The sequence below is a fragment of the Enterobacter cloacae complex sp. IR5384 genome (assembly GCF_049237265.1).
GTDB lineage: Bacteria > Pseudomonadota > Gammaproteobacteria > Enterobacterales > Enterobacteriaceae > Enterobacter > Enterobacter cloacae.
This window is the reverse complement of sequence record NZ_JBMKHJ010000002.1, coordinates 46,567-59,040: the sequence shown is the minus strand read 5'-3', so window position 1 is coordinate 59,040 and position 12,474 is coordinate 46,567. Positions and strand designations below refer to the sequence as shown.

Below are 12,474 nucleotides of genomic sequence, written 5' to 3'. Positions count from 1 at the left end.
GTATTTTGGTCTCGCATGAGTATTAACTTCCACGAACATGAATTTGCTGTTCGCGATGGTATGCGAATTCAAATTTTCACTACTCCACTGCATGTTATTAGTAAAAATGGCTGCCATTATTTCCCTTCCTCATAGGCTGATAGTCCCGTGATCTCACGCCCTTGTGCCAGTTTGTGTAGCAACGGTGTCAGCTCATCCATAAGCGCCAGCTCTTTCTGCGTGCGTGCTTTCCAGCCCAGATTCAGCGGAGCCATTAATTCGGAAAGGCGTTCGCCGTCGAAGATACGGCGACGCAGAATTTCATCCACAAAAATTTGTAGGGCATCAGGTGCGAGTTCGTGTCGGGCGGCGATAACATTGAGTTCTTTCGCCTTCTTCTCTGCCTTGAAGTGTTCAAAACCCGTTCGAATCTGTTTTTCGTTTAATGCTTCATTTACCGGCAGGCCACGGATGTACTCAGCAATATCTTCACGCTCGTCGATAAACTTGGCATCGGACTGGATCAGGCCAATGAGTTCTTCGCGATTCAGGGTGAGCTTGCCTGGTTTCTGCTGAGTCAGATTAGCAATAAGACCCATGATAAAGTCGTAATCAATAACTGCAGAGGCAAAAAGCACAAATTCAAAATCAAGTTGTTGTACTTCTGGTGGTGTCTGGTCCTTGTCCTGTTGTTCCTTCAGGCGCTTGGCCGTTTCCAGATACACGCCCTTAAATCCCTGCAATTGATCTGTCGGCACGATCCTCTCGATCTGTTGCTTCTGCGCTTTAGACAGATCGGTATACTGATCGAGCTGAGTTTTGAGTCTCTGAACATCTTTGAACAGGTTAACGAATTGTGCTCTTGCAACATCGCCTTTAAGATTGACGACTTCTTCCGGTGCATTAGTCAGTCCCTGTGATTGCATAAAGTCGGCCAGTTTTTGCGTGGCTGTTTGCAGATTCTCAATGACTTTAGGTGCAGGGTCTACCAGCCAGATTTCACGCGGGTTATCGATTTTCTCACCGGAAAATAGCGCGATGGCTCCTTCTACCGACTTTTGTTGCTGACGAAAATCGAGAATATTGCCGTAGGGCTTCGTATCGTTGAGAACACGATTAGTCCGTGAGAATGCCTGAATTAAGCCATGGTGTTTGAGATTTTTGTCCACGTACAGCGTATTGAGATACTTGGAGTCAAATCCCGTAAGCAGCATGTCCACTACGATGGTGATGTCAATTTTTTGCGCGGCAGATAAGTCTGTATTGGGGTACTGCTGATCCTTGATGCGCTTTTGTACGTCCTGATAGTAAGAGTCAAATTCGCTTATGCGGTGATTGGTCCCGAAACGGGCATTGTAATCAGCAATGATACGGGTGAGTGCCGCTTTCTTGCCCTCTGGGTCCTGCTGGTTATCTTCTTTCTCCTGAGGCAGATCTTCCTGTATCTGCTGAACGTCTTTGTTACCTTCAGAAGGTGGGGAAAAAACACATGCTACGTTTAATGGCCGGAATTCAGCGTCTTTTTCTGCATTTTTTGTCTGAATACTGGCAAATAACTCAAAATATTCGATGGCATCGTTAATGCTGGCTGTCGCCAGGACAGCGTTAAATTTGCGTCCGTTGGTCGCAGAATCGTGCTTGGAAAGAATGGTTTCGATAACCTTGGATTTAGCGATGCCTTCACCGGGCTTAGGTGGGTTCTTTCCTTCGGGTTTGAAATAGTCTATGTGAAAGCGTAAGACGTTGCGATCTTCGATAGCATGAGTGATGGTGTACTGGTGCAAACACCGTTCGAATAAGTCGTCGGTGGTACGCAGGCTGGCTTGCTGACCTTCGATTTGCTGGTAGCTGGCATTCTGCTCGAAGATAGGCGTCCCCGTGAAGCCAAAAAGCTGGGCATTGGGGAAAAATTCTTTTATAGCCTTATGGTTCTCACCAAATTGCGAGCGGTGGCATTCATCGAAGATGAAAACGATACGGGCGTCTCGTAACGGCTCCAGACGTTCTTTGTACTTACGTTTATTTGTGCCGTCTAAGGCAAGGCCCAGCTTCTGGATAGTCGTGACAATAACCTTATCGGCATAGTCGTCAGACAAAAGTCGGCGAACCAGTGTTTCAGTGTTAGTGTTCTCTTCTACACAGCCTTCCTGAAAACGGTTAAATTCTTCGCGGGTCTGGCGATCCAGATCTTTACGATCCACCACAAAAAGGCATTTTTCGATGTCAGGATTATCCTTGAGCAAAGTGGACGCTTTGAACGAAGTCAGCGTCTTGCCCGAACCAGTGGTATGCCAGATGTAGCCGTTTCCGCAATTCTGATGAATGCACTCGACGATAGCCTTGACCGCATAAATTTGGTATGGGCGCATCATCAATAGTTTCTGTTCGCTGGCAACCAGGACCATATAACGACTGATCATTTGCCCTAAAGTACACTTGGCTAAGAACTTGTCGGCGAAGATCTCTAGCTGGGTAATCTTTTTGTTATCTTCACTAGCGAACTGGTAGACCGGCAGGAAGCGCTCATCGGCATTAAAACTGAAATGTCGCGCATTATTGTTAGCGAAGTACCAGGTATCAGTACGATTGCTGACGATGAAGAGCTGGATGAAACACAGCAGCGTCTTACCGTAGCCATTGCCAGGCTCGGTTTTGTAATCCACGATTTGCTGCATAGCACGGCGTGGGCTAACGGACAGTGTTTTAAGCTCGATCTGCACAACCGGTACACCGTTTATGAGAAGTATCACATCATAGCGGTGATGACTGTTATCGGTGTTGATGCGTAATTGGTTCACTACCTCAAAGTCGTTCTTGCACCAGTCGCGAATGTTAACCAAGCTGTAGTTCAGTGGTGTTCCATCATCACGCTCGAAGCTATTGATATTGCGTAGCGTCTGAGCTGCATTGTACACATCAGGCGTAATAATAGTATCGAGCAGACGCTGAAACTCGCTATCGGTCAGATGCACCTTATTGAGAGCTTCAAACTTCTCCCTGAAGTTTTTTTCGAGTGATGCCCGATCGCGAATGTCGGGCCGCAGTGTGTATTTTAGTTCAGCCAGCCGGGCAATAAGATCCAGCTCAATTTGGTTTTCGGTCGTACTCATTGGTGAATTCCTCGCCTCAGTATCACTCTTTACTTGACCATGCTTCTATTTTCGTGGAATGAGGCACTAAAAGTGAGCTACTCGGCAGTGTTATTTTTTAGAGTGATCCGGTGTTAGTCCGTGTGCCTTCGCATAATTTATAACCAAAACCTCAATCATTGAGGCGACAGAGCGACGCTCACGATCAGCGGCCTGGCGAAGAAGTTGTTTAATGTCGGCAGATGTGCGTATAGAAAGTGTTTCATCTTTAAGGCGTGTCATCGGCGGAGCCCTCAATCCCAGAGCCTGTAAATGTAATGCATTTTGCATTGCAACTCTACAAAACTCAATGGGTTCTTATTGACTGAAAATAACTACTGCTACTGACATAATTCCAAATAATTTCAGATATATATCATCCTCCCGAACACCTCCACCCATAACGGCTAACCGACAAGTTAGCCGTTGTCGTTTTATTTTCTGTTCGGGAAAAATAATGAGTAAACAAGAAGGTATCAACGCTATTAGCAAGGCAATGGCCGCGCTGCCCACACAACTGTCTGGCACCATCCTAAAACACATTCACTCGCTTACCGACTATGAGCCGGTGATCGGCATTATGGGGAAAACCGGAGTCGGGAAATCCAGCCTGTGTAATGCCCTGTTTGCAGGGGAAGTCTCGCCAGTCAGTGATGTTGCAGCCTGTACCCGTGAACCGCTGCGCTTTCGTTTACAGGCTGGCGAACGCTTTATGACCATCGTGGATCTGCCCGGTGTCGGAGAAAGCGAAAGCCGTGATGCGGAATATGCCGCGATGTATCGCCAGCAACTGCCGCGCCTCGATCTGGTGTTGTGGATGGTCAAGGCCGATGACAGGGCGTTGGCGGTAGACGAGCGGTTTTACCGTCAGGTGATTGGCGAGGATCACCAGCATAAGGTGATGTTTGTTATCAGCCAGGCCGACAAAATTGAACCGGTCAGCGGCAATGCTGAAAGTCTGTCCATGCCACAACAACTTAGTATCAGCTGTAAAATCCAGATACTGAACTCACTTTTTACGCCTGCACATCCGATCTGTGCCGTGTCGGTACGAATGCAATGGGGGATAGCCCAGATGGCGGAACGGATGATCCGTTGCCTGCCTCGTGAGGCCAGCAGCCCGGTCGTCGCCCGGTTACAGCAACCTTTGCGTACTACACGGGTAAAGGAAACCGCACGTACTGACTTCGGCGAGGCGGTAGGTGACGTGCTGGATTCCGTCGCTTCCATGCCTTTTGTTCCTCAGATAGCGCGTACCGTTATTCGCTATGTGCGTAATGCTGTTGTATCGGTCGCCCGTTCTGTCTGGGATTTTTTCTTCTAAAGATTTTCACATCCAATAACCCGTCCCGTCGCCCTGTGCGACGAGGGCTTTTCTTTATTTATTGCTTAAGGAATTAACCATGACCCGTTTAGCTTCCCGTTTCGGTCGGGCGAATGTTATCCGCCGTGACCGTCCGTTAACCCGTGATGAACTGTTGCGCGTGGTTCCCAGCGTGTTCAGCGAAGACAAGCACGCATCCCGCAGTGAGCGTTACACTTGCATTCCCACTATCACTTTGCTGGAAAACCTGCAACGTGAAGGTTTTCAGCCGTTCTTTGCCTGCCAGACGCGCGTACGCGACCAGGGCAAACGTGAGCATACCAAACACATGCTGCGCCTGCGCCGTGGGGGGCAAATCACGGGGCATCAGGTGCCGGAAATCATTCTGCTTAACTCACACGATGGTTCCAGCTCATACCAGATGCTGCCGGGGCTGTTCCGTATGGTGTGCCAGAACGGGCTTATTTGCGGAGAGTCCTTCGGCGAGGTGCGAGTTCCCCATAAGGGCGATGTGGTGGAGCGGGTGATTGAAGGCGCGTATGAGGTGCTGGATGTGTTTGACCGTGTTGATGAAAAGCGCGAGGAAATGCAGGCGCTGATGCTGCCTCCACCGGCACAGCAGGCGATGGCGAAAGCGGCACTGACGTACCGTTTTGGCGAGGAATTTCAGCCTGTCAGCGAAATTCAGTTACTGGCCCCGCGCCGCGCACAGGATCAGAGCAATGACCTGTGGACCACGTACCAGCGGATTCAGGAAAACCTGGTGAAGGGCGGGCTGACGGGTCGTAATGCCACCGGCAAACGCGCCCGTACCCGTGCCGTGAGTGGCATCGACGGCGACGTAAAACTCAACCGTGCGCTGTGGGTCATGGCAGAAACCATGCTGGGTCATGTGCAGGGTAGAGCGGTCATTTAAATGGTTAATTTAATGTTAATTAAGGACGCTCCCTGTTTGTTTTAACATTGTTCAACTGTGCAAATATCGCACACTTGTCTTCGCAGCCCCCGCCATCGCTGGGATAAGCAGAAATAAAAAATAGTTTCTGCTGTGTCCATACCCTTACCGCCCCCCTCTTTAAAGTAATTACACCATTTTTCAGTGAGTTATTACCCACGGAGACAACATTATGACACTGGCGGAACGCCGACACGACCGGCTGGCGGTCAGGCTTTCGCTGATCATCAGCCGACTGCTGGCCGGAGAAACCCTGCATGTGGGAAAACTGGCGGCTGAATTTGGCGTGTCGGTACGTACCCTGCGGCGGGATTTTCGTGAACGACTGATGTATCTGGATCTGGAATATCACCGGGGAATGTGCCGCCTGCGCTCCGGTGGCAGCGTATCGCAACGGGAGCTGGATATTCTGACCTTTGCCTGGCGCTCCGGGATGGGAGATGTATTTCCGGGGCTGGACAGGAAGATGGTCAACACGCTGCTGGCGTGTGATGAATCGCCCTGCCTGGTCTGGTCATCCCCCTGTACCAGCACGGCGGCAGGCTCTCTTTCCTTCTTTCGGCTGATTCAGGCCATTACGGCGCGTCAGCGAGTGACGCTGCTGGCAGAGGGGCAACGCTGCGAAAGGCTGGCTCCCTGTCGGCTGGTGGCGCGGGATGGCACCTGGTATCTGCTGGCGGAATATGGACAACGCATGGCGGTGTTCTCGCTGGATGAGATTCATCAGGTCGTTCCCTCCACTGAAACCTTTATCCGTAATGACGCCATTTTCCGCCTGCCGGAAAACGAGCGTTTTCTCAATGCATTACCTCATTTTCATTTCATCCAGCGCTCTCTTGATGCGCTGTCTCTTTAATCTGCACACAGTAATAAGGATTGTTTAATGAAACGAAACCTCAATACCAGTTACAGGCTGGTCTGGAATGATGTCCTCGGCGCATTTGTCGCCGTTTCTGAGCTGGCGAAAGCGAAAGGTAAACGAACCGGTGCGGTGCTGGCGGTGACGGTCATCGGGCTGGCTGGCTCTGCGGCGGCACTGGCGGACGGCAGCAGTATTACCGTGTCTGAAGGGGAGTCCGTCACTGGTGTGGTGGTCAGTAATCACGACTCTCATCTGGTGTACGGTCAGGCAGCAGGCTCCATTATCAACACCGGTCAGGAATACGGCGATGATGATGAAAACAATCAGGGTGGGCAGTTTATCCAGTCCGGCGGTGTGGCAACGTCATCCGTCGTCAATGCCAGTGGCCTTGAGGCGGTACTGAAAGGCGGTAGCGCCACCGATACCATTGTTAATAGCGGTGGTGGGCAAAGCGTGCATGGCGAGGCGACAGACACTGTGCTGAATGGTGGCTCGCAATGGGTGCATGATGGCGGTGTGGCAAATGGCACGGTCATTAATGAATCGGGTTATCAGTTAGTTAAAGCAGGCGCGACAGCTTCCGGTACGGTGGTTAACACTGGCTCTCAGGGCGGGCCGGATGCCGAAAACAGTGATGGTCAGTTTGTGTCCGGTGATGTCACCGACACCCTGATTAATGCCAATGGTCGTCAGGTCATTTTCGAGGGCGGTTCCGCTGACACCACTACCGTGAAAATGGGGGGCGACCAGAGTGTGCATGGAGTGGCAAAAAATACCCTGCTGGAAGGCGGTTTCCAGTACGTTCATGAAGGTGCCAGCGCCGAAGGTACAGTGATTAGCCAGAACGGCTGGCAGGTGGTGAAGAACGGGGCGACAGCAACGGATACCACTATCCTTAATGGTACTGGCACCGAGGCGGCAAACGGCAACAGTGCATCCTCGCAGAATGTGCAGGCTGGTGGCTCCGCCCTGAACACCACCATCGGTGATGATTCGCCCTCCGGCGAATTGCTGACCGACCTGTCGTATCAGATGGTGAATGGTGGACGTGCGGAAAACACCACCATCAATAATGGCGGGGTACAGTCGGTTTTTGCTGGTGGTGCAGCTATCGGCTCGGTCGTGAATCGTGGTGGTCGGCTGGAAGTGTCCATCTGGCAGGATGAACCTGTTGCCGGGAAAACGGCGATGGCCGGGTCGGCGAATAACGTCACGGTGGAAGCGGATGGCGTGTTGTCGGTGGATGCGGGCACTTCCGCGACGGATGTGGTCATCAAACAGGGCGGTGCATTATGGGCGACCACCGATTCCACGGTTACCGGGACGAACAGTCTGGGGGATTTCTCCATTGATGGCACCACGCATACCGCCACCAATGTCCTGCTGGAAAATGGCGGGAAACTGTCGGTTCTGAGCAACGGTATTGCAGAGTCCACCACCGTAAACAACGGCGGGGTACTGGCGGTGGCCGCCGGAGGCACTGCCTCAGACATTGTGATGAACGATGGCGGCACGCTGATTGCGGACTCGGGCGCAAACATCCTCGGTAACACCACCCTGAAAGATAATGCAGTGCTGGCCGGGGATGTCACCAATAATGATACCCTGCTGTTCAGTACGGGTTCAGGTGCTGAAGCCCGTTTCACAGGGACATTAAGTGGTGAAGGTTCGTTGCTGAAAGAAGGTGAGGGCACACTGACGGTCAGTGACAGTACCGTGACTCAGTCGCAGTTAACGCTGAATGGCGGCACGCTGGCGCTGGAAAACAGCGTGGTTAACAGTGATGTGATTGCGCAGTCCGGCACCAGCCTGTTGCTGACCGGAAACACCGTGCTGAACGGTGCCATTGACCCGACCGATGTGACGCTGGATTCCGGCGCGATCTGGAATATTCCCGATAACGCTACGGTAAAATCGGTACTGGATGACCTCAGTGCCTCAGGCACCATCAATTTCACGTCTGTATCGGGCAGCTTTACGCCCAACACGCTGACCGTGAAAAACCTGATTGGGCATGGCGGCAGCATCAATATGTCCGTGCGCCTGGACGATCCGACTTTCCCCACCGATATGCTGATTATTGATGGTGGCACCGCAACCGGCAAAACCTGGCTGAACTTCACGAATGTGGGGAATGCCGGGCTGGGGCTTGCCACGACCGGTAACGGTATCAAGGTGGTGGATGCCATCAACGGTGCCACAACCGAAGCGGGGGCGTTTGCGCTGGGAAGAAAACTCCAGGCCGGGGCGTATAACTATACCCTGCAACACGGCACGGCAGATGAAAACTGGTATCTGACCAGCGAAGCGGCTTACCGCGCGGAAACCGCGCTTTATGCTTCTTTGTTCGCGCAGACGCTGGATTATGACCGTGTACTGGCAGGCAGCTACAGCCAGCGCAGTAATAATGCACAGCGTGGCAGCGATAACGCGGTCTGGGGCCGTATTCAGGGCGGTCATCTGGGGCATGGCGATCGTAAAGGGTTGGCGCAGGGAACCACGCCGGAAAGCAGCGGCAGTTACGGTTTTATGCAACTGGGTGGCGATCTGTTGCGTACCGATGTCCTGACGGCGGGTGTTTACGGTGCGCTGGGTGAATCCAACAACGAAGTGAAAAACGATGATCGTTCCCGTGCGGGTTCTGTGCGTGACCATGCGTACAGCCTGGGCGGCTACCTGACGGCGGTGGATCGTGGCACCGGTTTATGGGCCGATATGGTGGCACAGGGTTCCCGTCACAGCCTGGAAGCAACATCCGCAGATAACCGTTTTGATACCCGTGGCTGGAGTTGGCTGGGTTCACTGGAAAGTGGTCTGCCGCTGAATATCGGGCACAGCCTGGTGCTGGAACCGCAGGTGCAGTACGTGTACCAGTCCACGTCACTGGATAATGGTCATGATAATGGGGGGTACGTGAACTTCGGCATTGGCAGTGCCCAGCATGTCCGCGCCGGGCTGCGTTTAGGCAACCAGTCGGAGATGGCGTTTGATCAGGGAACGTCCACACTGGCAGGTTATGAATCCACCATGAAGCACAGCGCGGCAGAGCTTCCGGTTAACTGGTGGATCACGCCATCGGTTATCCGCACCTTTGGCAATGATGGCGACCTGAACATGGGAACTACCACCGCAGGCAGCAACGTCACGTTCAGTCCGTCACAGAATGGCACCGCGCTGGATGTTCAGGCGGGCGTGGAAGCGCAAATCCGCCAGAATGTCACGCTCGGCGTGCAGGGCGGTTATACCCGCAGCGTGAGCGGTAACAGCGCTGGTGGTTATAACGGTCAGGCCAGCCTGAAAGTCGCCTTCTGATAATCCCTTCGCCCTAGTCAGGGCGATTATCCACTCAGCCCCTGTTGCTCCGGCAGCAGGGGCTTTTTGTATTTTAAGGAGTATAAACATGTCACATTCTTTACTGGCGGCATCATCTGGCCTGCCATTGGCAGTATCGCAGACGGCATCACCGGTCGGCATCTGGAAAACATTACTAACCCGGCTGCTGGCGCAGCATTACGGCCTGACGCTCAGTGATACACCATTCAGTAACGATTCCGTCATTCAGGCGCATATTGACGCCGGAATTGCATTGATCGACGCACTGAACTTTATGGTGGAAAAATACGACCTGGTGCGCACTGACCGTCAGGGTTTCAGTGCGCAGACTCCATCGCCGTTCATCAGCCATATCGACATGCTGCGTGCCAGGCGAGCCACCGGACTGATGACCCGTCGCAGCTATAAAACTGTCACCGACATCACGCGTGGCGCATTAAGTGGCCCGAAACAATAATCCCATCAAACCTTCACACTCGCATCCGCGCCAGCCCTCACCGGCTGGCGCTTTGCTTTTATTAAAGGAAAACCAGAAATGACAGAACTGGCACTGACCGACCCCGACGTGTTAACCGGACTTTGCTCATCCCGCACTGAACTGTCCGGCGGCATCGCCCCCGGAGAACAGCGGATTATCCGTCAGGCGCTGTCCCTGCTGGATAAATGCCTGAGGGAGCCGGGCATATCGTTTACCTCTTCCCATGCGGTTAGCGACTGGTTGCGCCTGCAAATGAGCCACCTGGAACGAGAGGTGTTTATGGTGATTTACCTCGACAATCAGCACCGGTTGCTGGGGAAAGAAGTCATCGCCCTCGGCACGATTAACAGCGTTGAGGTGCATCCGCGCGAGGTCGTCAGGGGCGCGTTGCGTCATAACGCGGCGGCAGTGATTGTTGCGCACAATCACCCTTCAGGCTACGCCGAGCCCAGCGTAGCTGATCGGCATATAACGGAAACGCTGAAAACCGCGCTGGAGCTGCTGGATATTCGTTTGCTGGATCACCTGGTGGTGGGCGGCGCGGATGTGGTGTCATTCGCCGAACGTGGCTGGATATAGCGGAGGGCGTTCTGATGAGCAAAGTGATAGTAACCACCGTCTATCAGCTTGATGAACTGTCCGATGCTGCCAGAGAAAAAGCCCGCGCCTGGTATCGTGAGGGCAGTTTCGACTACGACTGGTTTGATACGGTATATGAGGATTTTCAGCATATTTGCGACATCCTTGGTGTGCGCCTCAAAACCCGTGCTGTCCGGCTCTATGGCGGTCATACCCGTCAGGAGCCGTGCATCTGGTTCCGTGGTTTCTGGAGTCAGGGTGACGGTGCCTGTTTCGAGGCCGATTATGCTTACCAGCCGCAGGCATCACGCCAGATCCGGGACTACGCGCCGCAGGACGCCGGGCTTCACCGCATTGCCGATGCATTGCAGGCTATCCAGCGTCGTAATTTCTGGCAGTTGCACGCCGAAATCCGCCATCGTGGCAACTATTATCATGAGTATTGCATGGTGATCGCCGTCGGGCGCGACTGCGCAACCGGGCAGGCGATGACCGTTGACGCAGAAACATCGGTCAGCGAAGCGCTGCGCGAGCTGGCCTGCTGGCTCTACCGGCGGCTTGAAGACGAGTACGCCTGCTTAACTTCAGATGACGCCGTAGACGAAGCCATCGCCGCCAACGAATACACCTTCACCGAATCGGGCGACCGGTTTGGTTGAGTTTCAATCTGTCCCCTCACCGTCAGCGCCAGCCATTTCCGGCTGGCGTTGGCATTTATGGAGTTTACCTTATGCAAACCACTTCACCCGACCCGCAGGTCTTGACCGGCCATAGCGAACTGATCCCCTCAACCAGCATCGAGCGAATAGTGACTGGCCGCGATGCGGCACTGGAGCAAATCCGGCAGCTTATCGCGCAACTGAACGCGATTTCTCAACTCACTGACAGCATCGGGGGTGGTATCGCCCGTGACTGGATGATGCGCCAGGGATATGCGTATGACTGTTGGCTGACGGAAACGCCAGAGAAAGCGATGAAGGCCATTACCCGGCATCTTGACCGCAGTATCTGGCGTGACCTGATGCAAAAATCGGGAATGCTGGCGCTGATGGATGCCCAGGCACGCGAACAGTGGTACAACAGCCTGGAACAGGAGGATATTCCTACCATCAGCACCGACAATATTCTTACTACCTTTGAACTTCTGCACTGTGATAAACAGGCCGTTTTTGAGCGTGGCGTTATCAATGTGTTTCGGGGGCTATCGTGGGATTACAAAACCAACAGCCCTTGTCAGTTTGGTAAGAAAATCATCGTTACCGGTCTTGTCAGACATCAGCCCTGGGGTTTTGGGCTGAACTGGGGCAGACAGCGGGATCAACTGGTGGATCTGGAAAGAATGCTGCATGTGCTGAACGGCAAACCCATTCCCGATAACCGTACCGATATTGCCTCACGGTTGTCAGAGCATATCCGGCAACATCCCCATGACCGGCAGTTTGATGATGAGATGATGTCCATCCGTTACTTCCAGAAAGGCACCTGCCATATCATTTTCAGGTGCATGGAACTGGTGGAAAAGATGAACGTCATCGTGGCAAGACATTATCCGGGGATGCTGGCAGCGAGATGAAGAGGGCAGGGAGGCAATTCCTTACCTGACCCATTACCTGACCCAAATCGCATCCAAAGAAAAAGGAGTCAGACGATTTCTCATCTAACTCCTTGTTTTATTTGGTGGCCCCTGTTGGGTTTGAACCAACGACCAAGCGATTATGAGTCGCCTGCTCTAACCACTGAGCTAAGGGGCCGTGGCGGTGGATTATAATGTAACTCCCCGCAGCAATCCAGCCATTCACACCCGCCTGCTGTTTTTATAAACAACGCATAATCAAT

Annotated in this window: 10 protein-coding genes and 1 tRNA gene; 8 read left to right on the top strand and 3 right to left on the bottom strand. The window is 52.9% G+C overall.

All coding sequences use genetic code 11. The features are described from left to right. Positions 1–116: 116 nt before the first annotated feature. On the bottom strand, positions 117–3,089 hold the full coding sequence (locus ACOTX3_RS02450) for a type I restriction endonuclease subunit R (RefSeq protein WP_127869063.1): 2,973 nt from the start codon (positions 3,087–3,089) through the stop codon (positions 117–119). Positions 3,090–3,179: 90 nt separating this feature from the next. Then, entirely contained in the window at positions 3,180–3,398 is a 219-nt protein-coding gene (locus ACOTX3_RS02445) for a hypothetical protein (protein WP_157902704.1), read from the bottom strand. 166 nt (positions 3,399–3,564) lie between these two features. On the opposite strand from ACOTX3_RS02445, the gene ACOTX3_RS02440 reads away from it, so the two are divergent. From ACOTX3_RS02440 to ACOTX3_RS02405, 8 genes are all read left to right on the top strand, one after another. Next, positions 3,565–4,431 (top strand): YfjP family GTPase, encoded by an 867-nt coding sequence (locus tag ACOTX3_RS02440; protein WP_127869062.1) that lies wholly within the window; start codon positions 3,565–3,567, stop codon positions 4,429–4,431. A 79-nt stretch (positions 4,432–4,510) separates the two neighbouring features. Further along, positions 4,511–5,347 carry a DUF932 domain-containing protein gene (locus ACOTX3_RS02435; protein WP_127869061.1) on the top strand — a complete coding sequence of 279 codons (837 nt, stop codon included), beginning with the start codon at positions 4,511–4,513 and terminating at the stop codon, positions 5,345–5,347. A gap of 211 nt (positions 5,348–5,558) precedes the next feature. Beyond that, positions 5,559–6,242, top strand: coding sequence for a WYL domain-containing protein (locus ACOTX3_RS02430; RefSeq protein ID WP_105590290.1), 684 nt, complete (start codon positions 5,559–5,561; stop codon positions 6,240–6,242). 27 nt (positions 6,243–6,269) lie between these two features. Next, on the top strand, positions 6,270–9,560 hold the full coding sequence (locus ACOTX3_RS02425; protein ID WP_127869060.1) for an AIDA repeat-containing protein: 3,291 nt from the start codon (positions 6,270–6,272) through the stop codon (positions 9,558–9,560). A gap of 88 nt (positions 9,561–9,648) precedes the next feature. Beyond that, positions 9,649–10,038 (top strand): TA system toxin CbtA family protein, encoded by a 390-nt coding sequence (locus tag ACOTX3_RS02420; protein WP_127869059.1) that lies wholly within the window; start codon positions 9,649–9,651, stop codon positions 10,036–10,038. A gap of 78 nt (positions 10,039–10,116) precedes the next feature. Next, positions 10,117–10,638 (top strand): RadC family protein, encoded by a 522-nt coding sequence (gene radC, locus ACOTX3_RS02415; protein ID WP_127869058.1) that lies wholly within the window; start codon positions 10,117–10,119, stop codon positions 10,636–10,638. 14 nt (positions 10,639–10,652) lie between these two features. Beyond that, positions 10,653–11,297, top strand: coding sequence for an antitoxin of toxin-antitoxin stability system (locus ACOTX3_RS02410; RefSeq protein ID WP_127869057.1), 645 nt, complete (start codon positions 10,653–10,655; stop codon positions 11,295–11,297). 71 nt (positions 11,298–11,368) lie between these two features. Continuing rightward, complete coding sequence (locus tag ACOTX3_RS02405; RefSeq protein ID WP_127869056.1) at positions 11,369–12,211, top strand: DUF4942 domain-containing protein; 843 nt, start codon at positions 11,369–11,371, stop codon at positions 12,209–12,211. A gap of 102 nt (positions 12,212–12,313) precedes the next feature. Here ACOTX3_RS02405 and ACOTX3_RS02400 read toward each other — a convergent pair. Further along, positions 12,314–12,389 (bottom strand) — tRNA-Ile (locus ACOTX3_RS02400). Between the last annotated feature and the right edge of the window lie 85 nt (positions 12,390–12,474).

What these genes read in the sequence shown, in the direction of transcription:
- ACOTX3_RS02450 (WP_127869063.1), bottom strand. Translation starts at nt 3,089, where the DNA reads ATGAGTACGACCGAAAACCAAATTGAGCTGGATCTTATTGCCCGGCTG.
- ACOTX3_RS02445 (WP_157902704.1), bottom strand. Translation starts at nt 3,398, where the DNA reads ATGCAAAATGCATTACATTTACAGGCTCTGGGATTGAGGGCTCCGCCG.
- ACOTX3_RS02440 (WP_127869062.1), top strand. Translation starts at nt 3,565, where the DNA reads ATGAGTAAACAAGAAGGTATCAACGCTATTAGCAAGGCAATGGCCGCG.
- ACOTX3_RS02435 (WP_127869061.1), top strand. Translation starts at nt 4,511, where the DNA reads ATGACCCGTTTAGCTTCCCGTTTCGGTCGGGCGAATGTTATCCGCCGT.
- ACOTX3_RS02430 (WP_105590290.1), top strand. Translation starts at nt 5,559, where the DNA reads ATGACACTGGCGGAACGCCGACACGACCGGCTGGCGGTCAGGCTTTCG.
- ACOTX3_RS02425 (WP_127869060.1), top strand. Translation starts at nt 6,270, where the DNA reads ATGAAACGAAACCTCAATACCAGTTACAGGCTGGTCTGGAATGATGTC.
- ACOTX3_RS02420 (WP_127869059.1), top strand. Translation starts at nt 9,649, where the DNA reads ATGTCACATTCTTTACTGGCGGCATCATCTGGCCTGCCATTGGCAGTA.
- radC (WP_127869058.1), top strand. Translation starts at nt 10,117, where the DNA reads ATGACAGAACTGGCACTGACCGACCCCGACGTGTTAACCGGACTTTGC.
- ACOTX3_RS02410 (WP_127869057.1), top strand. Translation starts at nt 10,653, where the DNA reads ATGAGCAAAGTGATAGTAACCACCGTCTATCAGCTTGATGAACTGTCC.
- ACOTX3_RS02405 (WP_127869056.1), top strand. Translation starts at nt 11,369, where the DNA reads ATGCAAACCACTTCACCCGACCCGCAGGTCTTGACCGGCCATAGCGAA.